The sequence below is a fragment of the Ensifer sp. 38_S197 genome (assembly GCF_056924495.1).
Map to the genome: position 1 here is coordinate 269,145 of NZ_JBXOVZ010000001.1, position 24,651 is coordinate 293,795.

26 protein-coding genes are annotated in these 24,651 nt (G+C 59.7%); 18 read left to right on the forward strand and 8 right to left on the reverse strand.

Annotated features, from left to right (window positions below; all coding sequences use genetic code 11):
• Genes AC1Z3V_RS01065 through AC1Z3V_RS01075 form a run of 3 tightly spaced genes read right to left on the reverse strand, consistent with a single transcriptional unit; the run spans position 1 to position 1,492 of the window.
• The gene (locus tag AC1Z3V_RS01065; RefSeq protein ID WP_429809940.1) at positions 1-300 is read right to left on the reverse strand and encodes a TrbC/VirB2 family protein; all 300 of its coding nucleotides are present in this window, start codon (positions 298-300) and stop codon (positions 1-3) included.
• Positions 297-968: a lytic transglycosylase domain-containing protein gene (locus AC1Z3V_RS01070; protein WP_483496717.1), complete on the reverse strand. Its 672-nt coding sequence runs from the start codon at positions 966-968 to the stop codon at positions 297-299. Before AC1Z3V_RS01070 ends, AC1Z3V_RS01065 begins: the two co-directional genes overlap by 4 nt.
• Before the next feature lie 2 nt (positions 969-970).
• Positions 971-1,492: a hypothetical protein gene (locus tag AC1Z3V_RS01075; protein WP_483496718.1), complete on the reverse strand. Its 522-nt coding sequence runs from the start codon at positions 1,490-1,492 to the stop codon at positions 971-973.
• 96 nt (positions 1,493-1,588) lie between these two features.
• Between AC1Z3V_RS01075 and AC1Z3V_RS01080 the strand changes: the two genes are divergently transcribed.
• On the forward strand, positions 1,589-1,957 hold the full coding sequence (locus AC1Z3V_RS01080; protein ID WP_483496719.1) for a MarR family transcriptional regulator: 369 nt from the start codon (positions 1,589-1,591) through the stop codon (positions 1,955-1,957).
• 230 nt (positions 1,958-2,187) lie between these two features.
• On the opposite strand, the gene AC1Z3V_RS01085 is transcribed toward AC1Z3V_RS01080, so the two are convergent.
• Both AC1Z3V_RS01085 and traR read right to left on the reverse strand, forming a co-directional pair.
• Complete coding sequence (locus AC1Z3V_RS01085) at positions 2,188-3,567, reverse strand: hypothetical protein (protein ID WP_483496721.1); 1,380 nt, start codon at positions 3,565-3,567, stop codon at positions 2,188-2,190.
• Positions 3,568-3,769: 202 nt separating this feature from the next.
• Positions 3,770-4,477, reverse strand: a complete 708-nt coding sequence (traR, locus tag AC1Z3V_RS01090) for an autoinducer-binding transcriptional regulator TraR (protein WP_483496723.1) — start codon at positions 4,475-4,477, stop codon at positions 3,770-3,772.
• Between the two features lie 241 nt (positions 4,478-4,718).
• On the opposite strand from traR, the gene AC1Z3V_RS01095 reads away from it, so the two are divergent.
• Together AC1Z3V_RS01095 and AC1Z3V_RS01100 are read left to right on the forward strand one after the other, a co-directional pair.
• Positions 4,719-5,162, forward strand: a complete 444-nt coding sequence (locus tag AC1Z3V_RS01095) for a helix-turn-helix domain-containing protein (protein WP_483496724.1) — start codon at positions 4,719-4,721, stop codon at positions 5,160-5,162.
• Positions 5,159-5,779 carry an IS630 family transposase gene (locus tag AC1Z3V_RS01100; protein ID WP_483499500.1) on the forward strand — a complete coding sequence of 207 codons (621 nt, stop codon included), beginning with the start codon at positions 5,159-5,161 and terminating at the stop codon, positions 5,777-5,779. The genes AC1Z3V_RS01095 and AC1Z3V_RS01100 overlap by 4 nt, the downstream gene beginning before the upstream one ends.
• On the opposite strand, the gene AC1Z3V_RS01105 is transcribed toward AC1Z3V_RS01100, so the two are convergent.
• Entirely contained in the window at positions 5,780-6,739 is a 960-nt protein-coding gene (locus AC1Z3V_RS01105; RefSeq protein ID WP_483496725.1) for a LysR family transcriptional regulator, read from the reverse strand.
• A 151-nt stretch (positions 6,740-6,890) separates the two neighbouring features.
• On the opposite strand from AC1Z3V_RS01105, the gene AC1Z3V_RS01110 reads away from it, so the two are divergent.
• Positions 6,891-7,796, forward strand: coding sequence for a nucleotidyltransferase and HEPN domain-containing protein (locus tag AC1Z3V_RS01110; RefSeq protein WP_483496726.1), 906 nt, complete (start codon positions 6,891-6,893; stop codon positions 7,794-7,796).
• Between the two features lie 194 nt (positions 7,797-7,990).
• Here AC1Z3V_RS01110 and AC1Z3V_RS01115 read toward each other — a convergent pair whose 3' ends face one another.
• Positions 7,991-8,272 (reverse strand): hypothetical protein, encoded by a 282-nt coding sequence (locus AC1Z3V_RS01115; protein ID WP_483496727.1) that lies wholly within the window; start codon positions 8,270-8,272, stop codon positions 7,991-7,993.
• Between the two features lie 115 nt (positions 8,273-8,387).
• Positions 8,388-9,542 (reverse strand): amidohydrolase, encoded by a 1,155-nt coding sequence (locus AC1Z3V_RS01120; protein WP_483496728.1) that lies wholly within the window; start codon positions 9,540-9,542, stop codon positions 8,388-8,390.
• 499 nt (positions 9,543-10,041) lie between these two features.
• Between AC1Z3V_RS01120 and AC1Z3V_RS01125 the strand changes: the two genes are divergently transcribed.
• The 14 genes from AC1Z3V_RS01125 to AC1Z3V_RS01190 all read left to right on the forward strand — a co-directional run bounded on the left by AC1Z3V_RS01125 (position 10,042) and on the right by AC1Z3V_RS01190 (position 24,567).
• On the forward strand, positions 10,042-11,067 hold the full coding sequence (locus tag AC1Z3V_RS01125) for a BMP family protein (protein WP_483496730.1): 1,026 nt from the start codon (positions 10,042-10,044) through the stop codon (positions 11,065-11,067).
• Positions 11,068-11,196: 129 nt separating this feature from the next.
• Positions 11,197-12,726: an ABC transporter ATP-binding protein gene (locus AC1Z3V_RS01130; RefSeq protein ID WP_483496731.1), complete on the forward strand. Its 1,530-nt coding sequence runs from the start codon at positions 11,197-11,199 to the stop codon at positions 12,724-12,726.
• Positions 12,716-13,765, forward strand: a complete 1,050-nt coding sequence (locus AC1Z3V_RS01135) for an ABC transporter permease (protein WP_483496732.1) — start codon at positions 12,716-12,718, stop codon at positions 13,763-13,765. The genes AC1Z3V_RS01130 and AC1Z3V_RS01135 overlap by 11 nt, the downstream gene beginning before the upstream one ends.
• A 1-nt stretch (position 13,766) precedes the next feature.
• On the forward strand, positions 13,767-14,708 hold the full coding sequence (locus AC1Z3V_RS01140; RefSeq protein WP_483496733.1) for an ABC transporter permease: 942 nt from the start codon (positions 13,767-13,769) through the stop codon (positions 14,706-14,708).
• The gene (locus AC1Z3V_RS01145; RefSeq protein ID WP_483496734.1) at positions 14,705-15,994 is read left to right on the forward strand and encodes an amidohydrolase family protein; all 1,290 of its coding nucleotides are present in this window, start codon (positions 14,705-14,707) and stop codon (positions 15,992-15,994) included. Before AC1Z3V_RS01140 ends, AC1Z3V_RS01145 begins: the two co-directional genes overlap by 4 nt.
• A 248-nt stretch (positions 15,995-16,242) precedes the next feature.
• Positions 16,243-16,491 carry a hypothetical protein gene (locus AC1Z3V_RS01150; RefSeq protein WP_483496735.1) on the forward strand — a complete coding sequence of 83 codons (249 nt, stop codon included), beginning with the start codon at positions 16,243-16,245 and terminating at the stop codon, positions 16,489-16,491.
• A gap of 255 nt (positions 16,492-16,746) precedes the next feature.
• Positions 16,747-17,748, forward strand: a complete 1,002-nt coding sequence (locus AC1Z3V_RS01155) for an ABC transporter substrate-binding protein (RefSeq protein ID WP_483496737.1) — start codon at positions 16,747-16,749, stop codon at positions 17,746-17,748.
• A gap of 125 nt (positions 17,749-17,873) precedes the next feature.
• Positions 17,874-18,638 (forward strand): ABC transporter permease, encoded by a 765-nt coding sequence (locus AC1Z3V_RS01160; protein ID WP_483496738.1) that lies wholly within the window; start codon positions 17,874-17,876, stop codon positions 18,636-18,638.
• A gap of 15 nt (positions 18,639-18,653) precedes the next feature.
• On the forward strand, positions 18,654-19,457 hold the full coding sequence (locus AC1Z3V_RS01165) for an ABC transporter permease (protein ID WP_483496740.1): 804 nt from the start codon (positions 18,654-18,656) through the stop codon (positions 19,455-19,457).
• Complete coding sequence (locus AC1Z3V_RS01170; RefSeq protein ID WP_483496741.1) at positions 19,454-20,542, forward strand: ABC transporter ATP-binding protein; 1,089 nt, start codon at positions 19,454-19,456, stop codon at positions 20,540-20,542. The genes AC1Z3V_RS01165 and AC1Z3V_RS01170 overlap by 4 nt, the downstream gene beginning before the upstream one ends.
• A 123-nt stretch (positions 20,543-20,665) precedes the next feature.
• A complete protein-coding gene (locus AC1Z3V_RS01175; RefSeq protein WP_483496742.1) occupies positions 20,666-21,526 on the forward strand; it encodes a TauD/TfdA dioxygenase family protein in 861 nt (286 codons plus the stop codon).
• 34 nt (positions 21,527-21,560) lie between these two features.
• Positions 21,561-22,208 (forward strand): RraA family protein, encoded by a 648-nt coding sequence (locus AC1Z3V_RS01180; protein ID WP_483496743.1) that lies wholly within the window; start codon positions 21,561-21,563, stop codon positions 22,206-22,208.
• On the forward strand, positions 22,208-23,137 hold the full coding sequence (locus AC1Z3V_RS01185) for a carbon-nitrogen hydrolase family protein (RefSeq protein WP_483496744.1): 930 nt from the start codon (positions 22,208-22,210) through the stop codon (positions 23,135-23,137). Before AC1Z3V_RS01180 ends, AC1Z3V_RS01185 begins: the two co-directional genes overlap by 1 nt.
• Before the next feature lie 59 nt (positions 23,138-23,196).
• Positions 23,197-24,567 carry an MmgE/PrpD family protein gene (locus AC1Z3V_RS01190; RefSeq protein ID WP_483496746.1) on the forward strand — a complete coding sequence of 457 codons (1,371 nt, stop codon included), beginning with the start codon at positions 23,197-23,199 and terminating at the stop codon, positions 24,565-24,567.
• Positions 24,568-24,651 lie beyond the last annotated feature (84 nt).

Genomic DNA, 24,651 nt, shown 5'->3' on the forward strand with positions numbered 1-24,651 from the left:
TCAGCTTCCGACGATGGTGTTCACGAGTTCGGTAGCGCCGAAGATGCCGCCAATGCCAATGATCCAGAACCCTGCGCGCCTCAGATCCATGTAGCCAAACATCCAGGCTATGCAGATCACGATGACCGCGATAACGGCCAGAAGCTTGGCGATGTTGCCGGTCAGCATATCGACGATGTTCTGCAGCACGGTCTCGATGCCGGCCGCCTGCGCGAAGGCAGGTTCGACCATGGATGCCACGATAGCCGCTGCCATGGCGGCGGATGCGGCGATCGGGCGGATACGGGCACTGAAAGTCATTCACTCTCCTCCATTTGACTGTTCTGGAACACGAGGACGGAGGACCTCCGTCTCGAACTGAAAACATCCCAGGACGGCACCGACACCGTTCGATCAGTCTGGGCCTCGTCCTTGCCGGCATCTCCGATCGCCTCGACAAGAGGCGCTTCGTTGAGCTCCCTCTCTCGGCCACCATCTTCGATCATGAGAGTCGTGATGGTTCTGGCGAGCCGGCTTTTTTCCTGGCGGACCTGCTCATCGTACCTGACCATCGCGCCGACAGAGGGATTGTTCCGTCCGTAGTAGGAGTGCAGCATCACCTGTTCCGCCCGGCTCGGGTCCGCGCCGGCTTTTACCGCCAGCCGGTAGTACCCGTCGAGGATGGTCGCCGTGGCACGAAGGTTGAGGCATGGGTCGAAGGCATCTGAAATGGAAAGGTTGAGCTTGCGGAGTTCTTCCATGCCGATGCCGCCGAGACCGAGCTGGATGTCCTGCCCATCGGCTGCCATTGACGTGGCGATTACGATCGCCTCCACCTTGGTCGTGGGCTGCTCAGAGAGTGATGCGCCGCTGTTGACCCGGATGGCGAAGGGTTCGAATTGGCTTTCAAGGCTGATGATCGCGGCGAGCGTCTCGGCTGCAATTTTGGGTGCGCACGTTTGCGCCAAATCGAGGAAAGCAACAGGCATGCTCAGTACCACACGCGTTGCTTGCCAACACCGTCGATGGTCACGTCCATGTAGTGGGGTTGCGGGCGGATGTTCGGTCGCGTCGTCACGTAGCGCTGGCACTGCGTACGGCCGTCTCTCCGCCGCCACGCTGCAGACGAGGTCATCCGATCATCGTTGGAGTGGCATCCAGCGTTTGAGACAGTCTGTGGCGTGGTCGAGATACAACTCGCTTCGAGCCCGCGGTCTCCATACCGCGTTATCAGGCGATAACCGTTATTGCAGTAATAGGGGTCGTATCGAGGGCGTGAGGTCTTGAACCCAACGCCGCTGCACGTGGGAAAGGAGTGTCCTTTTGCAAGCGCGCGCCAGAGCTTGTGGATTGGCGGCCGGCACTCTGCATATTGTGTCGGACCGTTCGGATTGGAAAGGCACAAGATAACCTGGCAACCCCATTCAGCCGCTCGCGCTTTACTGTCGAAAACAAGATAGAATGGCGCTAGACTGGCTGCAGCGACAAATACCCGTGCAAGAGACTTGTTCATGACCACCACCTTCACTGACGCGATTGTGTGTGCAATCCTAACAAGCGGCGCAATTTCGCGACGCGTTTTACAATCATATATCTGACAGTATAAAAAATGACAAGCGCACTCAATGCCCATTGGCAGAGCCAGCTGTTTTCGGCTTACGCTCTGCAAGAAGTTTTCGATAAACCGGTTGAGGGAGAGACACCGCAATCGCGTTTGAAGCAGGTCGGGATGATGACGGTGCTCTATATGATGCATCAAAACCACGAGAAGCTAACACTTTCGAATATAAGCCAAATTACCGGTCTGACGCGCAACGCTGTGGCGGAATCGATCGATCCTCTCATTAAGCGGGGCATATTGATCGAAACAATTGTGAAGAACTCGATGGGACGAGGAACTGCGAGGCAGTTTGAGTTCTGCCCGGACGTTTTCGAGCGCCTGAGGTTAAGCCCGGAGCAGCAAAAACCTGGAACTTAGTGACTTTTTTACGACACTAACAACGGCACACGACGGCGGCGTTGAGCCAGCCTGCGCGGGACTTGGCTTCTGACCACTCGAAAGGCGTGGCAACTTCGAGCAGCTTCGTGACCTTCCAAGAAGGCGTTAGGGGCCTAAAACTTCAAATCGGCCATCCAGATCTGCTTTTCGACGGCCGTCGGGCGAATGCCTGCATCGCGGTATGGACAGTTTCCATCTGAGGTACGCTTTCACTTGGCCGTGCGCCGCAGCCCTTCCAGTAGCAGTCGCAGCTTGTGCTTGCGCCGGTGCTGCTCGATGAGCCCATCAAGGTGCGCAAGCCACTGGCCGGAGGTTCCGCAAACCTTATGCGCGCGTCCGGCGATCCCGAGCCACAGGGCGGCCATCTCATAGCGGCTTGATCTTCCTTCAGACATAATTGGTTCGGCCATGCGGCATGCAAGGACAATCACCCAATCGGGATGATCCGCCAATGCCCGTTCAGCAAGCCGAGCCAGCGCAGAGTCACGTGGACTGAAGAAGCGCGTTTCCTGCAGGTTGATGCAAGCAACGGCTTCGGCGACCAAGTCCTCATCGAGCAGGATTTCGATCCGCTCATGCGCGTAAGGTGCCGCCATCAGCGCCGCAAGCAGCAATTCGCGCAATTTCCGCCAATCCGACGGAGCGACGAGTTTCTTGGCCACGCGGAAATCTTCACGTGCGAGGCTTTCTTCGAAGGCTACTTGCGTTGCCTTGAACATTATATCCCGGTTGCCCGCCTCATGCGCCTTTTCGCGCAGCCAGCGGGCCAGCATTGCTCTGCCTGTTCTGTCACGCCAATTTTCTTCACCTTCGCCTCGCCCGTCTCGCGACACCCCCCAGGCGGCAATGTCGATCGCAGTCTCCAGTTGGCCGACAGCAGCGACGGCCTCGGCCAGCCGTAAGAGATCACCATGTGTGGTCAGGCGCGCATGGGCGAGCGCGACCGCCTCATTGACACGGCCCGTCTGCGCCAGCTTCACAGCATGGTCGCAATGGAACCCCGCCGCACGGGAAAGGTTGAGGAAATGCTCGCTACGCCCCATGGCTTCGAGCGCGGCAAGTCGGACCCGTGTCAGATCGTCATCGAGCAAATCGCTACCTCCCCCAGGCGGCCAGCTCTGCCCAAGCCCTGCGAGCGTCGCCTGAAGGCCTGGCTCGTCCCAGCCCTGCATGCAAGCTGCAATGGCAGTAGTAAAGGCATCGTCAGCGCCAAATTTTGCGAGTTCGCCCTGCCGGTCGGCCAGTTCGCCGGCGAGGTCATCGCGCACCTCCTGTGAAACACCATCCATGAGGGCAGCTTGAGCGATCAGTTGATCAAGCCGGGGAAAGAACTCGTGCAGGGTTTCATCCCAATCGGCGTTTTCCGGCCAATATGCGGCCAGCCCCGAGGCGACGGGTTTCAAGATCGTCAATGCATGGGCGCCGCGCCCTGAGACAAGAAAGGATTCAGCCTCGTCAATCAGTTGTTCGAGCGCCGCTTCATCGATACCCGCAGACTGTTCGCCCCAACTGTGTCGATGCCGCCCCGAACCGATCGAAGTGAAAAGCGCTTCGGCGCGACGACGAAACGGCACCGGATCGAGCAGCACGCTTGCCTCGTCAGCCACCGAAGCCGCGAATCTGGCATCGAGCCAAAGGGCAAAGCCCTCGTCTCTCTCGGCACGTTCGAGCACAAGCGCCTCAAGCCGGTCACGCGAAATCGCCCGTAAATGCTCCGCGCGCTTCTCCGCCTGTTTCATCTGTTCTCCTCAAAACTTCGACTTCAGATGCTTGGCGGCGATGCGCTTGGCTTCAAATCAGCTTTAGCTTCGTCGCCAGAGCCGTCGCCTGCGGAAGCGAGTAGGCATTGAGCTTCCTGCGCGCATTATTCATGTGGAAGTTGACATTCCAGTAGCTCATGTTCTCGATGTCGGCGATTTCTCTCATGGATTTGCCCTCGGACGCCCACTTGAGCATAAGCGCCTGTCTAGCGGTCAGGCCGATGACCGGTTTTGCTGTCGGTTCAATATTCGTTTGCTCGATCCGCACATGAAGCTGGGCGACGGCCATGGCGGCCGCTACCGGATCGATATCCCTTTTCAGCGAGAGGGAAGGCTTGTGCGAGGCCATTGTCAGCATCGCCATGCGTCTGAACGCAGTCGCGACCGGGATGGTGATGCCCGACCGAATGCCGAAACCGGCGGCATCCAGATAAAATTGCCGAACGCGCCTCGATCTGACAGTCCTTGAATTTTCGGAAGACGACCAGGTGAACGCTTTCATCGTGGCCCTGGCAATCTGGATTATGGGATCGATCTCGTTGAAGCCCTTTGAGAAATACCAATCCTGCCATTCCGGATGATAATTCGAAACGGCGAATGTTCCGATCGGTTGAAGATTAAGGTAAGCATAATACTCAAAGCCGAGTTCTTCACCGAGCTCGGTGAGCGCTTCGTTGAACATCTCCTTCGTGCGCGCCACGGTGGAAACATCCGTTAGCTTCTGAAACCAGCTCTTCACCTTCTCCTCCTTTTGCTCTCGTCTTACTGAAGCAATGCTCGGCCCGGCAACATTCTGGACCTTTTGGAGAGCCACCGGCGAGTTATGCTCCTGCCTCGACTTCCCTTCAATATGAAGGCCCCAGGACCATCTTCGCCAACCTCCGACGTCCTACGTGCCACTTACCTAAGCAGCTTTGCGTGATCTGGCCAACAGATTGGCGTTGTGATTCCGTTTCCGGGATTGATTCGGGAGCGGTGGCATGGCGGGGAAATCTCTGGTGAAGGCGACGGAGGAGGAATGTGCAGCGTTGGAGCATCTGGCGGCGAGCCGGGATCGCGGCGAGGCGGACCGGGCGCGGGCGATCCTGCTGACACTTGACGGCTGGACGAGCGCGCGGATCGCCCAAGCCTTCGGCGTTCGTGAGGATACGGTGCGGCTGTGGCGCAGCGATTTCATGGCCGGGTCGGTGACGGCCCTCAGGAAGCGCGTCGCGGCCGGCCCGGCGCCGGTGAAGTCGGAGGCCGCGCTTCGGGTTGCCGGGCCGCTCTTGTCGGCGCCGGTCGCCGACCGCAACAATTGGACGCTGGCGCGCCTTGCCGCCGAGATCGAGGCGCGCGAAGGGCTCAGCATCTCCCGATCGCAGCTTTCGAAAACGCTGCGCAAAAAAGGGGCTTTCGCTTCCGGCGGCCCCGGCACTCGCTGAAGAACCGCCAGGACCCGCAGGCCGTCGAGTGCGCCGGCCTGCGGCTGCAACTGCGCAAGCGACAGGCCGAGGCGGGCGATATCGTCCTCCTCTTCGGCGACGAGAGCGAGGCGCTCACCCATCCCTATCTGGCGCGTTGCTGGGCCAGACGCGGCGCCGATCTGCGGGTTCCCGCGCCCGGCCAGGCGCGCAAGATCGCCATGATGGGTGCTTTCGACTGGGCCGCGCGCAGGCTCGTCGTCGAAACCTCGAAAACCAAGCGCAGCGCCGATTTCATCGCCCTCCTGGAGACGCTCGACGCAGGCTATGGCCCCAAGCCCGGCGTGGCCGGCAGGCCGGTCGTCCTGGTGCTCGACAACGGGCCAATCCACACCAGCAAAGCGTCGCGCGCCGCGCTTGAGACCCGTGCCCATTGGCTCACCATCGAGTGGTTGCCCAAATACGCCCCCGAACTCAATGACATCGAGATCGTCTGGAAAAACCTCAAAGCCCATCATCTCGCTCATCAGACCTTCGCCACCGAACACGCCCTCGAACAAGCCATCATCAGAGCCGTAACCGCCCTCAACCACGAAGCCCGCTTCCATCCGTTGGCCATCAAGAGAATCTCTGCTTAGCTACTCGCCATGCGCCGGAAGACCGCGCTTGGTGTTGTTTCTCCCGGAATGGTTGCCCACAGCTTTGATCGATCTTGATGCCGCTGCCAGCGTGCGGGCAATATCTACGATCTCTTCACGGTTTGCGGTAGGATCCTCCTTGTTCCAGGCAAGCCCCATGCCGATCGTGAAATCCACCCCCTTCACTTCTCGAAGGCGAAACGACTGGTGGGGCAAATCCCTGGTCCATTCTGGCACGAAACCCACCCCCATCCCGGCCGCGACCAGCGAAACCAAGGAGAGCGTGTCATCGCAACTACAGGCAACCTGATCGAGAAGGCCAAATTTTCTGAACTGCTCGAAGAAGTACTTTTCCGTGTAAGACAGATTTGAGCGGGAAAAGGAGATGATCCGCTCCCGCTTCAAATCGCTCATTGTGACGGTTTCCGCAGTCTCAAGCCGGCTGCCAAGTGGCACCGCCAGAAGATATCGTTCGTTGGCGATGCTCTGCCAACGGAGCGATCCGATGTTTTCGACCGGCCGGATGAAGCCAAGGTTGATGCGGCCCTTCTCCAGGTCGCGGATGATTGCATCCGTGGAACCACTGCTCACGTGAATCTGAATATCGGGAAACCGCTTGCCGAGCTTGTTCAGAAAAAGCGGCAAGACACCGAAGGTGGCGGGATATATGGTTCCGATGGTGATCCGATCGACATTCTTGCCCGCAACGGCCCGGACGATAGCGGAACTGTTTTCGATCTCCCGCAGAACACTAATGCACCGCTCGTAAAAAACTTCTCCGGCTTTGGTCAGTTGAACACGACGCGTAGAGCGGATGAGAAGCTGCACCCCGAGCTCCTTCTCCAACGTTTGTATCTGCACGCTAAGGGCGGGCTGCGCCATGGAGAGCGTCGCCGCGGCGCGACCGAAATGCAACTCCTCAGCCAGGGTTGCAAAACATCTCATCTGACGGAATTCCATTCGCCTGTCCTCTGCATCCGCGCAAGCCAATCTACAAGGACATAGATCATCCATTAATCGTTAGATCAGATCAATCTGTTATTTTTTAATAATATGAAACCCATGAATTCCTGCAGTAGACGGCGAATCGTCTTTATCCTATCGGTTGAGTATGAAAACGAGCCTCGAACATCTTCCCGAGAAGAAGCAGCGCGAGCTTGCCCGCGTCGTGGAGATCATCCACGAGGAGTTTGCCGATGCGCTCGAGGGCGGCTCGGCCGACTTCAAGAAGCGCGGGCGGATCCTGAAGATCATCCTGTTCGGCTCCTATGCCCGTGGAACCTTTGTTGACGAGCCGCATACGATGAAGGGCTATCGCTCGGATTACGATATCCTCGTCATCGTCAATTCCAAGAAGCTCGCAGAACCGGAATATTGGGACAAGGCGACCGACCGGTTGATGTGGGACAAGGGAGTGTCGACGCCGGTTGGGCTGATCGTCCATGGCGCCCGGGAGGTGAACAACTTCCTTGCGGACGGACAGTATTTCTTCGTCGATATTCTGCGCGAGGGCATCGTGCTCTACGAACTCGACGACCGACCGTTGGCCGAGCCGAAACGGCTCTCGCCTGCCGACGCGCTCAGGGTGGCGAAGGAGCACGCTAATCTTCATCTACCGGAGATTGGAGACCTGATCGCAGGTTCAAGATTCTATCTGGCGAAAGAAAACAAACGCCGCGCAGTATTTGAACTTCATCAAGCTGTTGAATCGGCTTATTCCTGCGTACTCCTCACCCTTACCAACTACAGCCCGCCGTCGCACAACCTCAAATTTCTCCGCGGCCTTGCCGAGGATCGGGATCAGCGGCTGGTCGAGGCCTGGCCGCGCGATCAGCATCGCTTTACCGCCTGGTACAACGTTCTCAACGAAGCCTATGTGAAGGCACGCTATTCGAAGCACTTCGAGGTCACCGAAGAAGCGCTCGCCTGGCTTCTCGAGCGAACCGAACATCTCCACGGGCTCGTCGAAGCGATCTGCGCGAAGCGGCTGGCGGAATTGGAATCGGGCTCAGCCTAGCTTCCACATGCCTACGTCTCGGAACAGCCCTGAGTTGCCGCGAGCCACCGCTTGAAGCCAGTCTCGACCATGCTGAGACGTCATTGACATCGGCGATACCGTTGAGCGTCCCCCGTTGTGCAGCGTCCATATTGTCACGCTTCAGGGTTCCGACAGCGATGAGCTCCTGATAGACGGCTTGCTTGCAGGATGCATCATTTAGCGGTCCGCCTGGTGCACTGGTTCTCCCGCTTGAAGCAGGCGATCTCGGCCGTCGAGCATTCGGCAACGCCGTTGACGACCACGCAATGCGAGCATTGATCGCTGAATTCCAGGCAATCCGGATTGGCCCTGATGAAGTCCTGCAAACTGGAATTATCGGTCTGTCGCGGCTCGGGAACGGCATCGGGAACGGGTGCATCCGCCGCATGGCCAGTCGGCAGCCCCGTCATGACCATCGCCAGGCAAAGCGCGACACGAAAGCTGAAAGGCCTCATTCCCTGCTCCCTCAAGAGGCAGTTTTCGGAGAAGGCCTCAACGGTTCTCCGTCCAGAACTGCACAATTTCGAAGAGTGCCGTCACAGCGGCCGCAGCGCAAGCGGCGACCCGCCCTCACCCCAGTTCGTTGCGAATCGCCCGCATGAACACCTTGGCGCCGATGCCGATCAGATCGTCTGGAAAGTCATAGTCCGGATTGTGCAGCCGCGCATGGTTCTCGCCGGCGCCAAGGAAGAACATCGCCGCTGGCGCCACGCGCCCGAAAAGCCCGAAATCCTCCGACCCCTTCATCGGCAGCACGCCCTCGCCCTTGTCATGGCTGACGCCCTCCTCGTCCAACGCGCGTTCGAGCGCGGTCACAGCCGCTTCCGCGTTGCTGCACTGGTGGAACACGTCCTCGTAGCCGATCGTCACCTTCAGCCCGGCAGCCTCCGCCTCCCTGGCGACCAGCGCCTCGGCGCGGGCCACGAGATCGGCCATGCGCTCGTCGGTCAGTGTCCGGAGTGTCGCCCAGATCTCGGCATAGCCGGGGCTGATGCCGAAGGCCGCCTCGCCGAGCCGCGCATGCGTCACCGTGACCAGCGTATAGGTCTCGTCGAGCGGCCCGCTGGTGCCGAGCGCCGTCAGACCGGACAGCAGCGCGGCAACAGCAAAGGTCGGCGCAATGCCATCCTCCGGCGTCGAGGCATGCGCCGTCTTGCCGGACAGCGAAATCCGCATGCCGCGCGAGGCGCAATTGACCGGCCCCGTGCGAAGGGCCGCGTGGCCGAAGCGTAATCCCGGAAAATTGTGCAGCGAGAAGACCAGATCCGGCTTGATGTCAGCAAATTTCGGGTCGGCAAGCACGGCCGCAGCACCCGCGCCGTTCTCCTCCGCCGGCTGGAACATCAGGATCGCGCGGCCTCTCGCCGGGCGCTCGCGTCCAAGCCCTTTGGCCAGCGCCATCAGGATCGTCATGTGCCCGTCATGGCCGCAAAGATGCCCCTTGCCCCTGATCTGCGAGCGATGGCCGATCTCCGAGATCTCCTCGATCGGCAACCCGTCGAGCTCGGCCCGCACCATCACCGTCGGCCCTGGCTCTCGGCCCTCATAGATCGCCGCCACCCCGTGCCCGCCAAGACCTGTCATCACCGCATCCGGCTTCGTCTCGGCCAATGCCTTGACGATCGTATCCGCCGTCTCCCGCTCCTCGCCCGAGACTTCCGGCCGCCGGTGCAGCTCGCGCCGAAAGGCGGTGAGTGCCTCAAGTTCACGGTCGATCAGAAACATTTATGCCCCTCAGGTTCTTTATCCGGATAGAAGCTCCAGTTTCCGGGTCCACTGCTCACGCGTCTGGACAACGCATGACCTTGCCCCTTCAAAAGTCTCCCAGACACGACCTTAGACCATCTCCGCTATTGAAAGAGAAGAGCGAAAGACTTCCTTGGACACAGCGACAGCGGATCGACTTCAGCACCATCTCGCACTTGCTCTGCCGACTGGAACTTGTTCGCCGCAGTTGCAGTCAGAAAACTTGGTGCTCGAAACCGCGCTCAAAGTCGGTCTTCAAGTGAAGCCTATAACTTGTTGTGGCGTTGAACGACCTGTTAGGCAGTTTCGAACGCGATATATCTCCCGCCAAACTGCATAGAACTTGTCGCGGAAGCCGCGTCATATACGGTTGAATGGCGTACCACACCCAATTGCTGCAACCTCCAACTTCCCCTACATTGACCAAGTGGTAAAAAAGACGCACGCAAAACGCGCAATCAAATCAGAGGGGAACTTAATGCAAAGCGATTCCTTCAATTTTGCCATTTCCAGAAGAACCCTGATCAAAGCTGCCGGCGCCTCTGCCGTGGTGGCAGCGGCAGGTCTGCCGAACCGTCTGCTTGCTGCGGACCCGATAAAGGTCGCGGCCATCTACACCGTTCCGGTCGAGCAGCAGTGGGTCAGCCGTATCCACAAGGCGGCGAATGCAGCGAAGGAGCGCGGTGACATCGAATATGTCTATTCGGAAAACACCGCGAATAACGATTACGAGCGCGTCATGCGTGAGTATTGCGAGGCGGGTCACAAGTTGATCCTGGGCGAGGTCTTCGGCGTCGAGGATGCTGCCCGCGCGGTTGCCAAAGACTATCCGGATGTCGCCTTCCTGATGGGCTCGAGCTTCAAGCCCGATGCCGCCGTTCCGAACTTCTCGGTTTTCGACAACTATATCCAGGACGCATCCTATCTGTCCGGCCTCGTCGCCGGCGCAATGACGAAGTCCAAGAACATCGGCATGGTGGGAGGCTATCCGATCCCAGAGGTCAACCGGCTGATGAACGCATTCATGGCCGGCGTGAAGGAGGTAGCCCCGGACACCAAATTCCAGGTCGCCTTCATCGGCTCATGGTTCGATCCGCCGAAGGCCAAGGAGACCGCATTCGCCCAGATCGATGGGGGTGCGGACTTGCTCTATGCCGAACGTTTCGGTGTGTCCGACGCCGCCAAGGAGAAGAAGGTCTTGGCCATCGGCAATGTTATCGATACCCAAACGGACTACCCGGACACCGTTGTCGCCTCCGCACTGTGGCATTTCGAACCGACGCTCGACAAAGCGATCAGTGAAGTGAAGGCAGGCGCGTTCAAGGCTGACGACTACGGCATCTATTCCTTCATGAAGAACGGCGGCTGTTCGCTGGCGCCTCTCGGCACCTTCGACAGCAAGGTTCCGGATGCCATCAAGGCCAAGGTCGCGGAGAAGCAAAAAATGATCAAGGACGGTTCGTTCGCCGTCGAAATCAACGACGCCGAGCCGAAGTCGACCTAACCACTTCCTCGCGTTCATCGGAGATGATGGTCGGCAGTGCCGGACGAGGAATTACCACTCGCCGACAGCGACTATTCTCTCCCTGGACGGGAAAGGAAGCCCCCAACAATTCGTCTTCCGGTCGCCGACGTGTCTAGCAAACCCGCCCTTCGTCTTTCCCGCATTAGCAAGCGTTTCGGCCCGCTCAGGGCGAACGACGCGATTTCCTTCGACCTCAAGCAGAGCGAAGTCATCGCACTTCTCGGGGAGAACGGTGCTGGGAAGACGACTCTGATGAACATTCTCTTTGGCCACTATGTCGCCGATGAGGGAACCGTCGAGGCCTTTGGCAAGTCGCTTCCGCCGGGAGATCCGCGCGCTGCCATTGATGCCGGCATCGGCATGGTCCACCAGCACTTCACCCTAGCAGACAACATGACGGTGCAGGAAAACATCACGCTTGGCACGCAGAGCCTTTGGCGCCTGCGGCTTGACCGGGCCGCAGCGCGACGGCGCATTGAGCAATTGTCCGCTGATTTCGGCCTCTCCGTCGATCCCGCGGCTACCATCTCCAGCCTCTCGGTCGGCGAGCGTCAGCGCGTCGAGATCCTAAAAGCCCTTTATCGCGAGGCCCGCATCCTGATCCTGGACGAACCGACGGCCGTTTTAACCCCCGCCGAGACCGAGGCGCTGTTCCGGACGCTGAAGCTGCTCGTCGCGAAAGGCCTGTCGATCATCTTTATCTCTCATAAATTACACGAAGTGATGGCTGTTAGCGATCGTGTGCTGGTTCTGCGTTCCGGCCAGCTCGTCGGCGAGCGCGAAACAAGGTCGACCGATCGCAAAGAATTGGCAGCACTCATGGTTGGCCGGGAGGTCAAGCCAACGACGGTCAGCCCGCTAAGACTGGGAGGGCCGCTGCTGGCACTCGAACAGGTCTCCGCAACGCCTTACAATGGGGCGGGCCTCGACCAAGTATCGCTAACGCTTACAGCTGGAGAAATCACCGGCGTTGCCGGTGTTGCCGGTAATGGTCAGGCTGTCCTTGCTGCCCTCATCGCCGGCATACGGCGTCCAACCAGCGGCAGCACTTCCATCGCGGGGCAGGAAGTCTTCGACTGGTCGCCACGCGCGGCGCTCGCCCATGGCGTGGCCCGCATTCCGGAAGATCGCCACGCTGTCGGCAGCATCGGCGACATGAGCGTGACGGAGAACGTCATCGCCGAACGCTACCGAAGCCCTCGGTTCAGCCACATGGGCTTCCTGAACTGGAAGGCCGCCGGGCGCTTTGCCGAGAAACTCATTGCCGACTACGACGTCAAATGCCCTTCGCCCGAAGCACGCATACGCCTACTCTCAGGCGGCAACATGCAGAAGCTCATCCTCGGCCGGGCCCTTGATGGCGACCCGGCGGTCATCCTGGCAAGCCAGCCAACACGCGGCCTCGATGTCGGCGCCGTCGCCTATGTTCACCGCATGCTGCTCTCAGCGCGAGATCGGGGTGCCGCGATACTGCTCATTTCGGAAGACCTCGAGGAAGTCCTGGCATTGTCCGACCGCATCTTCGTTATGTTCAAGGGGCGCCTTTCCACGCCCTCTGCAAGGGGCGAACGCAGCATTCGGGAACTGGGGGAACTGATGGCAGGCCACAGCGGGGAGCGCGGTGATCATGCGGCTTGAACCGAAACCCGCGCCGTCCTTGGCGATCACCTTGCTGTTTCCGCTGGCGGCCATAGGCACCACGCTGGTGCTGACGTCGATACTGGTTCTCGCCGCCGGCGCTTCCCCACTGTCCGTCTTCTATCTTGTGGCGAAGGGGGCGGCCGGCTCACAGTTCGCCTTCTTGGAGACCTTGACCCGGGCGACGCCACTCATCTTCACGGGTTTGGCGATCGCCGTCGCCTTTCGGGCAAAGCTCTGGAACATCGGCGCAGAAGCCCAACTCTACATCGGTGGCGTCGTCACCGTAGCGCTGGGAACCGGCGCACTACCCCTGCCTTCGGTCGTTCTCATCCCGGTAATCATGGTCGCCGTCATGGCCGCAGGCGCGTTGCTTCTGCTCGGCCCAGCCGTGCTGAAGACGCGTTTCGGCGTCGACGAGGTGGTCACTACGTTGCTGCTCAACTTCATCGTCCTGCTGTTCGTATCCATGCTACTCGAAGGTATACTCAAGGATCCGATGGGGCTCGGCTGGCCGCAATCGCAGAAGGTCATTGCCGAAGCACAACTGCCGCGCCTTATCCAGGGCAAGCGCCTGCACTATGGCTTCGTCATCGCCCTTGTTTCGGCCATCCTCATTTGGGTCGTTATGAAAAAGACGGTTCTCGGCTACGAGATGCGCGCCGTCGGCCTCAATCCCGAGGGCGCTCGTTTTGTTGGCATTCTGGTCGACCGCACTCTGATGAAGACGGCGTTGCTTTCGGGGGGATTGGCCGCTCTTGCGGGTTTTTCCGAAGTCTCTGGGCTCAAGGGCAACCTGACGCTCGACCTGTCGCCGGGCTACGGCTACACCGGCATCGTCGTCGCCATGCTGGCCATGCTGAATCCGCTCGGTGTCATCGCCTCGGCCATCTTCGTCGCCGGCATCTTCGTCGGCGCCGATGCCATGAGCCGAGCGGCCAAGGTGCCGAGTTACATAGCCGACGTCATGGTCGCCACCTCGCTACTGACCATGGTTGTCGCGATCCTTCTGACGCGATTCCGGATCAGGTGGAGGTGACATGGACGCGCTCGAAATCCTCTTCACCGCCTCTTTTTGGGTTGCCGCAATCCGCATAGCATCCCCGCTGATCTTCGCGACCATGGGCGAGTTGATCTGCGAGCGCGCCGGCGTCCTTAACCTCGGCATCGAGGGGATCATGACGGCAGGCGCTTTCGCCGGCTGGTTTACCGTATATTCTGGCGGCGATCTTTGGGTCGGCTTGCTGGTCGCTGCCCTTTTCGGCGCCATGTTCGGCCTGCTGCATGCCACGCTCACGGTACCACTCGGCCTGTCGCAACACGTCGTCGGCATCGGTGTTACGCTGCTTGCCACGAGTCTTACTTACTTCATCTATCGTCTTGCGCTGCCCGAGGTGACGTCGCCGCCCAAAATCGAGCCGTTCCAGCCCCTGCCGATCCCGGGCTTGTCCAGCATTCCGGTCGTTGGCGAGGCACTGTTTACTCAGACACCACTGACCTATCTCGCATTCATGTCGGTCGCCGCCGTTGCTTGGATCCTCTATCGCACGCCCATCGGTCTCGCCGTTCGTGCCGCAGGCGAAAATCCGTCAGCGGTCGAAGCGCAGGGCATTTCGGTCACTGGCATTCGCATGGGCGCCGTCGTCATTGGTAGCGCGCTGATGGCGGTCGGCGGCGCCTTTCTCACCACCTCGGCTTTCAACTCGTTCTTCTTCCAGATGATCAATGGACGCGGTTGGATTTGTATCGCACTGGTCGTCTTCGGCTCCTGGCGGCCAGGTAAGGCGCTGATCGGCGCCATCCTCTTCGCAGCCTTCGATGCCTATCAGGTTCGTCTGCAGCAGATATCGGGCGGCATCGTGCCCTATCAGGTTTTCCTGATGATGCCCTATGCGCTGTCGATCCTGGCGCTGATCCTGGTCGCACGTCGTGCTGCATATCCCAGAGCTTTGATGATCCCGTACCAGAAAGGCGAAAGATGAGCTTCGACCTGATCATAAAAGGGGGCACGCTGCCCGATGGAAACGTCGCCGACATCGGCATCAAGGGCGATAGAATCGCGGCGATCGAGCCACGCATCGACGCGCAGGCTGGTCGTGTCGTCGATGCCTCGGGCGACCTCGTCAGTCAGCCCTTTGTCGATCCGCATTTCCATATGGATGCAACGCTGTCCTACGGCCTGCCACGTATCAATGCCTCGGGTACGCTGCTCGAAGGCATCGCGCTGTGGGGCGAACTCAAGCCGCTCCTGACCCACGAAGCCGTCAAGGAGCGGGCGTTGGCTTATTGCGACTGGGCGGTCTCGATGGGCCTCCTCGCCATCCGCACGCATGTCGATACCTGCGACGACCGCCTTCTTGCGGTGGAAGCGCTGCTAGAGGTCAAGAAGGAGATCGCGCCCTACATCGACCTCCAGCTTGTCGCCTTCCCGCAGGACGGGTTCTATCGCTCGCCGAATGCGCGCGAAAACACCATCCGCGCCCTCGACATGGGCGTCGATATCGTTGGTGGTATTCCGCATTTCGAGCGGACCATGTCCGACGGCACGCGTTCCGTTACCGAACTTTGCGAGATCGCGGTCAAGCGCGGCTTGATGGTCGACTTGCACTGTGACGAGACCGACGACCCGTTGTCGCGCCATATCGAGCAGCTTGCCTATGAGACCCAGAGGCTCGGCCTGCAAGGCCGGGTGGCTGCCTCGCACCTTACCTCGATGCATTCGATGGATAACTACTATGTCTCGAAGCTGCTGCCGCTGATTGCGGAAGCCGACATCTCAGTGATCCCCAATCCACTCATAAACATCATGCTGCAGGGACGCCACGACACCTACCCTAAGCGCCGTGGCCTCACGCGAGTGCCGGAGATGCTAAAGGCCGGCATCCGCACCGGCTGGGGTCAGGATTGCGTGCTCGATCCCTGGTATTCCCTCGGTACAGCCGATATGCTCGACGTCGCCTTCATGGGATTGCACGTCGCCCAGATGTCCTCGCCCGCAGACATGCGCACCTGCTTCGACATGGTCACCAAGATCAATGCCGAGATCATGGGCCTCGATCATCTCGGTCTAGCCGTGGGCAAATCCGCAAGCCTCGTCGTGCTCGATGCGGGCACCCCCATCGAGGCGGTGCGCCTGCGCGCCGAGCGGGTTTGTGTCGTCGCGAAGGGCAAGGTCGTGGCCGAACGCGAAAAGCGCGATACAGCCCTGTCCATCAAGGGCCGCCCCGCGACCATCAACCGCCGCCACATCGTGCCACGGCAATCGTGAGTTACGAATAGTTCGTCAGGCGAGCGGTCAAAGTAGCTCCGCCAGGATTCCTTCCGTGTTGGCCCCACAAGGCGTCCAAGAAGTCGAACAACGATGTCGGAGAAGAATTGGCTTCATCTAAAGCGGGAAATGAGTTAAGATTCAACCTACTCGATATGAGTGGCACCCATGTGTTTCCGGACGACGCGATCTTCGCTGTGAGACCGTCCGGCCACATTTCCCCGCCGGACTCTCAAAGGAGAGTCGTCATGTCGAAGCCATTGAAGAATGTACTGGAACCGTCAAACGAGGCGGATGCGCAACATGACGTCGCGGTCGCGGCGGCTGTGGAACTTGCAATGGAGTTTTACGGCTGCGACGCCGTGACCGCTGCGGCCAAGCGCGCATTCGAGGCCAGGGACCTCAATCGCGAAAGCCATTACCGGTTCTGGCTTCATATCTTCAAATCGCTGAAATCCGATCCACACCTGATCAACGAAATCTGCCAGCCGGGGTGACGAAGCGGCTGCCTGAGGCAGCGCGCATAAACCCGAGCGCGGATTCATAGAGCTTGAGGCCCTCAAGACCGAATCCGATGCAAGCCGTCCGCCAGCTTAGCGAATGCAACACGATTGATATGGTTTCCGTATCAATACCGGGAATTCAATATTGGAGATCGCAAGACTGGCGGGCGCAATGTCACCGAACCGACAACACCAACAAAGGGGATCGTCATGAGGTACACTGCGCTGTGCGCACCTGCGATCGTATCAATGGTTTTGGCCGCGAACGGCCACGCCGAAACGCTCATCGTCAACAGCTATGGCGGGCCGTACGAAACCATCATCCGGGAGCGGATCATTGAGCCTTTCGAGGCCAAATTCGGGATCGAGGTTATCTATGACGCCGTCGGTTCGGCCTCCCAGGATTATGCCAAGATCAAGGCCACCAACGGCCGCCCCGGCTTCGATGTCGTCGTAATGACCGCTTCTCAATCGCTCGAAGGATGCAAGGAGGGCCTGCTTGAGGAATTCTCGCCAGAGGAGGTTCCCAATCTTCAGCATCTGTCATCGGTGATCGCCGGGGTTGCTGGCCCCTGCGGCGCGGTTCACGAAGTGCAATATCTCTCGCTTCTTTACCGGACGGACAAGCTGGCAGAGCGTCCGAATTCCTGGAACGCGCTTTTGGATGATAGCCTCAAGGGCAAGATCATCCTGCCGACATTCCAAAACGTGATGGCGGCCTACCTGATGGAGATCTTCTCGGTCGCCCATGGTGGCGATCTGCTCGAGAACGTCGATCCTGGCTTTGCCGCCATGGCCAAGCTCGCGGGGCAGTCGATCGGCTTTGAGCAATCATCCTCGGTCATGGAAACGTACCTCAAAGGGGGCGACGTCTGGGCGATGCCCTTCTGGAACGGGCGCGCGCAACTTCTCGTCGATGGTGGCTTGCCGGTCGACTATGTCCTGCCGAAGGAAGGCTCGATCCCCTTGGTCGCAACCCTGAACGTGCCGAAGCACGCGGCGAACCGAGACGCAGCTCTCAAGTTCGTCAACTTCTTTCTTGAGAAGACCAGCCAGGAGGCATGGGTCACCGGCTACAAAGTCGGCAGCGGTCGGATCGACATCGAGGTGCCCGCCGATATCCGTGCCAAACAAATCACCACCGAGGCCGATCTGAAGGCCCTTCTGTTGCCCGATCTCGCTGCGGTCGCGACACGGCTCTCCGCCTGGGGAGAACGATGGGAACGTGATGTCGTCGCGGCGGCCAAGTGAGGTAGATCATGGCCGTCATTATTTGCTCCGCTCCCACAAAGCCTCCGCGCGCCCTAGCCCCTGTCAAGGGACTTCTGCCGCTGATCGCGCCGTCGCTCGTCCTGGTGCTCTTCTTCGCGATACCGATGGGCATGATGATCGGGATTAGCTTTCAAAGCCCAACGGAGGGCAGCCCGACACTTGCGAGCTATAGCCGCTTCTTCAGCAACGATCTGGTTCTTGCGGGCCTGGCCCGCACCGTCGTGATGTCGGGCCTCGTTGCGCTCTGTGTGACCGTCCTGGCCTATCCCCTCGCCTACTATCTGGCACGCGCCACATCGCGCTGGCGAACGGTCATCTTCGCGCTTGCCATTGCGCCGGAATTGGCGGGGGTCGTGCTTCGCACTTATGGCTGGCTCATCATTCTCGAAGATCGCGGCTTCATCAATACCGCGCTGATGTGGACCGGATTGATCACCGAACCCTTGCCCTTGTCGAAGAACCTTTTCGGCGTCGTGGTTGGGCTTACTCACGTCATCCTGCCATTTGGCGTGCTGTCGCTTCTGACGAGCCTCCAGGGTATCAACCCCAATCTGGAAAAATCTGCGCAAATTCTTGGCGCGTCACGTTTTGCTGTTCTCCGGCACATCATCCTGCCGCTCTCCGTGCCGGGAATCGTAAGCTCTTTCTTGATTGGCTTCACCATGGCCGCAAGCGCTTATGCGACCCCGGCCCTCCTTGGCGGCGCTGGCTTCAAAGTCATGGCCACAATGGTCTACGAGCAGGTGCTGTTCTATCTCGATTGGCCCTTCGCGGCGGTCATGGCGAACGTTCTTCTCATCCTGATGCTGGCCGCCGGCTTCGTCGGATCCAGGCTGGAGTCGCGCCTCCACCAAAAACTTCACCTTTAGTCTCGGGAGGCTCCAATGAACCGACTGCTCACATATCTGTTCAGGATGGCGCTTGCCGCCATCCTTGCTTTCATCACCCTTCCGCTGGTGGTCGTCGTCGCGGCCTCTTTCAGTCCAACCTCGGCCGTGACGTTCCTCCCAAGCGAATGGACCTTGCAATGGTACGCGGCGCTATGGACCAGCCGCTGGCTCGATCCGTTTCTACTCAGCGTCGAACTTGCCGTCATCGTGTCCCTCGCTAGCGGACTGCTCGGCGTCCTTGGAGCCTACAGCGTCGCCTACGCAAAATGTCCGGGACACACCGCCATCATGGCGTTCCTCTTGTCACCCATGTCGGTCCCGCAAATCGTCAAGGGCGTGGCGGTCGTCCTGTTCCTGTCCTCGGTTGGACTTTACGACCTGCTGGGGACGCCCGGCCTTGTCATGGCTCACATCATTCTGACGTTGCCTTACGTCGTGCGTATGGCGGCCACCGCGATGTTCGGTTTCGACAAGCGGCTGGACCGCGCGGCACGCATACTGGGCGCCAGTATCACGCAGAGGATCCGATACGTGCTGTTGCCGCTGATCCGCTCCGGCCTCTTCTCGGGGATGACCTTCGCCTTCATCATTTCCTTCAACAACATCCCGCTCTCCGTCTTCCTGGTCAGACCCGGTCAGACGACACTTCCGATTACCGTCATCAACCATCTCGAATACAGCCTCGATCCGGTGCTTGCGGCAGTGAATGTCGCGTCACTCCTCTTCATCCTTGGCGTAATCATCCTTTTCGAAAAGATCGGCGGCTTCTCCGCCCAGTTCCACGGGGGTAGCAAATGACCACCATCGATATTGAACTCCTTTCCGTCAGCAAGCAGTTCGGTGCAAACCGCATCGTCGACGATATCAGCCTTGCCATCCCGAAGGGAAAATTCGTCAGCATTCTTGGTCCGTCCGGATGTGGCAAGACGACGACCCTGAACATGATCGCCGGATTTGAAGCGCCCTCGAGCGGGCAGATCCGAATTCGCGGCCACGATCAGGAAGGCGTCCCGCCGGAATCCCGGAAAATCGGACTGGTCTTCCAGAACTACGCACTCTTCCCGCATATGACGGTCGCCCAGAATGTCGGCTTTGGCCTGAAGATGCAGGGCCGGCCCCGCGAGGAAATCGCCGACGGTGTCTCACGAGCCTTGAAAAGTGTCCATCTCGAGGGCTTTGAGGATCGGTATCCGAAAGAACTTTCGGGAGGCCAACAGCAACGGGTCGCGGTCGCTCGGGCGATTGCGCCCTCACCGTCGGTGCTGCTTCTCGATGAACCGCTTTCAAACCTTGACCTTAAGCTCCGGGAAGCGATGCGCGTCGAACTGAAAGAGATCCAGGAAGATCTCGGCATGACCTTCATCTATGTCACACATGACCAGGAAGAGGCGATGGCCATGTCCGACCGGATCATCGTCATGCAGGGCGGAGTGGTCGCGCAGGAAGGATCGCCCGCGGACATCTACGCCCGCCCGAGGACCTCCTTCGTGGCGGACTTCATCGGCAAGTCCAATATTCTCCCGGCATCCGCAGAGAACGGGAGCGATCGGAACCTGAAGGTATCCCTCGGCGCAGGAAAGGCGGTGCTCACAGCCACGCGGAGAGACGACGTCGCTCCTGACAATGTGCGCTTCTGCTGTATCAGACCGGAGGCCGTCAGGCTCGCAGATGCGGCAGGGGCCCTCGACGAACCTGTAAACCGCCTGACAGGCACCGTCCAAAAGGTCGTCAATCTGGGCGCCTATCTCGAGGCCTGGATGCTCGTCGATAGCGGGATCACCTTGAAGTCCATGATCCGCTCGACCCGCATCGAGAAGCTCTCGGCCGGCTGCCGCGTAGAGCTCGCCATCGCCCATTCCGCTGTCCAACTGCTGGAGCAATAGTGATATTCATTGTCGTCCATTATCAATGCGAAAGAATTGATATTGGAATACCGATTTATCACTCCGCTAAGCTCAATGTGATCCCGAGCCCGGGATCTTCCCACACGGAGGCGAAAGACACACATGAAAACAAAAGTTTCGGCAATCCAGAATGACAGCAACGTCTGCGCAGATATCGTCGGTTTCGATTTTTCCGGCTACGACGACGCAGACATTGCGGCGGTTCGATCCTACTGGCTGCAATATGGCGTCATCCGCTTTCGGGCGACCGATATCACAGACCAGCAGCAGGTCGACTTCTCCCGTCACTTCGGGGATTTCGTCATCCATCCCAAGCAAATGCAGGAAGGCGGACACCCGATCCATCGCGAAATCCTGGTGATCAGCAATGTGATGAAGGACGGCAAGCCGAGCGGCGCTCTCGGTAACAGCGAGGCGACGTGGCACACGGACACATGGTTCTACGAGCGCCCGCCCGCCGGCGCCATCCTCAGGGCGATCGAGGTTCCCCCTTCCGGCGGAGACACGTATTTTCTGTCGACCTACCAGGCTTTCGAAACGCTCCCCGAGGAGCTGCGCAGGGCTGTTGAGGGGCGGCAGATCTTCTTCCAGAACGTCTACGACAAGACGGGCAAGTTGCGCCTCGGGAAAGGCGAACCGACGAGCGCGGATTTTCGCGAATGGAGCGGCGTCGTTCATCCGCTGGTCAGAACCCACGGCGAGACGGGCCGCAAAGCGCTTTATCTTGGTGGGACGTCGGAGGGGGCGTGGATCGTCGGCATACCGCTCGATGAAAGCAACGACCTGATCTCAAGGCTTTGGGAGCACACCACCAACACGCCTGAAGTCTTCGTCCAAAAATGGAGCGTGGGCGACATCGTGATGTGGGACAACCGTTGCACGATGCATCGGCGCGATTCATTCGACCCGAACACGATCCGGATTATGCATCGGACGACGACATCCGGCGAGCGCCCGGTCTGATTTGTGAACCACAGGGCAGATCGGAGTCTCATCGATGTCCCAGCCTTACAAGATTGAAAAACAGCCGGAAGCGATACCGGACGCACTGCGAACCCTGCTTGAGGGAGTCGAAACCGCAACCATCGGCCACTTCGAATATCTTGGATTTGTTGGGGCAGGAATTGCGCCGATCTTTCCGGCCAAGGCAATTGGAACGGCAGTCACGGTCGCCGCGCCCGGCCGCGATGGAGCCGTCATCTACACGGCAATCGATCTGCTCCGCCCGGGAGATGTGCTCGTCATCTCCCGGGTCGACCGGGACGACGTTGCCTGCGTCGGCGGCGGTGTCGTTGCTGCTGCCCGAGCGCGTGGCGCCGTCGCCATTATCGTCGATGGTCCTTGCACCGACATCGAGGAGATCCGCGCCAGCCGCTTCCCGGTCTGGTGTCGCGGAGTCTCGTCCAAGACAACCAGCCGCCGGCACCTGATCGGTGGCGCGATCAACGTCCCGGTAGCCTGCGGCGGGGCGGCCGTGCTGCCCGGGCATGCGGTCTTAGCTGATACGGAGGGTGTCTTCGTTGCCGATCCCGCCGATGTTCGCTGCATCGCCGAGACTGCCCTCGAGCGCCAACAGCGCTCCCTTAAGCTCCGGCCCTACCTTGAGGCGGGCCATTCCATCTTCGAATTGGATCGGATCGTGTAATGAAGATTTCCCTCGTCCAGATGAACTCCCAGCCCGACCGCGACAGCAATTTGCGCGCGGCCGAGAGCCTGATGCTGCAGGCAATCGCACGCGATACACCGGATCTCATCGTTCTCCCGGAACATTTCGACTGGTCCGGCGGCGCGGTGGCGGAAAAACTGGCGGCGGCTGATCATATGCCGGGCGGCGACGCCTATCGCATGTTGCAGGCGTTCGCCTCCCGGCAAAAGGTCTGGATCCATGGCGGCAGCTTGCTCGAAAGGGTCGATGGAAGTTCGAAGATCTACAACACAACGGTCGTCTTTGACCCAGAAGGTAACGAGGTCGGCCGCTACCGCAAAGTTCACCTGTTCGACATCGAGGCGCCAGATGGCAAGATGTATCGAGAATCCGCCACCGTTGCGCCTGGAGAAAGCCTGTTCGTCTACGAATCCGGCGGTTTCAGGATCGGCTGTGCGATCTGCTACGACCTTCGCTTCCCCCGGCTCTTTGATGCGCTTGCAGACGCCGGCGTCGATGTGGTCATTCTGCCCGCGGCCTTCACGTTACAGACGGGAAAGGACCACTGGGAAGTGCTCTGCCGTGCACGCGCGATCGAGCACCAGGTCTATTTCGTCGCCTGTGGTCAGTGGGGAGGCTACACTGCAGCGGACGGAGACCGCCGTTTCACCTACGGCAACTCTCTCGTCTGCGACCCCTGGGGACAGGTCATAGCCCGCGCCGTCGATCAGGTCGGCGTGGTTTCCGCACACCTCGATCTCGACCGTGTGGCAGCAGTTCGCAAGCTCATTCCCGCCGCGTCGCACAAGGTTTCGTTTGTTGATCAGGCACGCGTCAACCGAGGTTGCAGCCGCAGTGAGCGTTGCAATTCCTCCTGCAGCTCGCCGGTGCAGACCTTCGGGGCACCAATTTCTTCTAGTAGCACGTAGACAACGCTCCCCTGAAAATGGACCGCCAATCGCCATCATCGGGTAATCGGACACCAGATATGACTGCTTTCATCACGCAAACGCTCGGCAGCTATATCGCCGAGGAAGCACTCGCTCGTGTTCCAGGCGACGTCATCGACAAGGGCAAGCTCTGCCTCCTGGACTCCCTTGGCTGCCTGTTCGGCGGGCATAAGCTGCCGATGGCTGGCATGCTGGAGGTACTGCGGACGGACAGCCAGGTCGCACCCTCCTCCGGCGGACCTGGCAGTGGCTGTGCCGAACCGGCGGCTGCCGCCTTCGTCAAGGCAACTTTGATCAATGCGCTCGACTTCGACGACATCTACGAGAAGGGCCATCCCGGAGCCACGGTGATTGCGGCAGCCTTATCGGTCGCTGAGCACATGAAGTCTTCAGGCACAGAATTCCTTGAGGCCGTGATCATCGGCTATGAGGTGAGTTGCCGCGTTGGCATCTCACTTGCTCACGTCCAGCCCAGAAAGGCCATTCACGGCCATGGGACTTGGCAGATATTCGGTGCAGCAGCCGCGGCCGCGAGACTCATGCGTCTCGACGCCGGACGAGCGGCGCATGCGATCGCGATCGCTGCTGCGAATGCGCCAGTGGCGTCCGTCATGAAGACCGTCTACGGAGGCACGCCTTCGATGGCGAAGAACAACTTCGGCATGGCCGCGCAAATGGGCGTCTTGGCCGCGCGCCTTGCCGCTGCCGGCTACGAGGGGCCTTTGGATGTCTTCGAGGGTGAGACGGGTTTCTGGCGGATGGCGGGCGCCGACGAGTGCCGTTTCGATAAATTGACCAAAGGTTTGGGGGCCTCCTACGAAATTCTCCGGGTTGGCTTCAAGCCATTCAGTTGCTGCCGGCTCATCCAAAGCAGTGTCCAGGCCAGCCGCGACGTCGTCCGGATGGCCGGCATTGATCCCGCCGACGGCTTGCATGCCAAGCTGGTCGTGACCGCACCTCCGATCGTGTGCGAACCGCCATTTAGCAAAGTGCGTCCACGGGACATGTGGGCAGCACAGTTCAGCGCACCGCACGCCATAGCCATGGCCGTATTCGGCGTCGAGCCCGGTCCCGACTGGTTCGTGGATGATTGGCTTCATGACGAGATCGCCGGGCGGTTTCAAGACAGTATCGAGCTCAGGCCACATACCAGCCACGCCTCGCCTCGAGGCGCTCACGCCGCAAGCGCTTGGTTACAGTTGCGCGACGGGCAAAGTTTCGAAAGGCACGTGGACGTTGCGGAGGGAGAGGCAAGTAACCCCATGCAGAAATCGGCTCTCGAGGGTAAGTTCTTGCGACTTGCGAGCCCGGTCGTGGGAGACAGCGGTGCTTGCGAAGCCATTGATAACGTGTACGCGCTGGATAAGGCGGGATCGCTCCGGACGCTCCTTCGCGTATTGGTCAGCTGATACCGGCATATACCGACATGACGCATTTTGTTCGCAAGCTAAGCCTGCAACCGCAAATCAACACCTTGGGGACGGGAGTCCCCA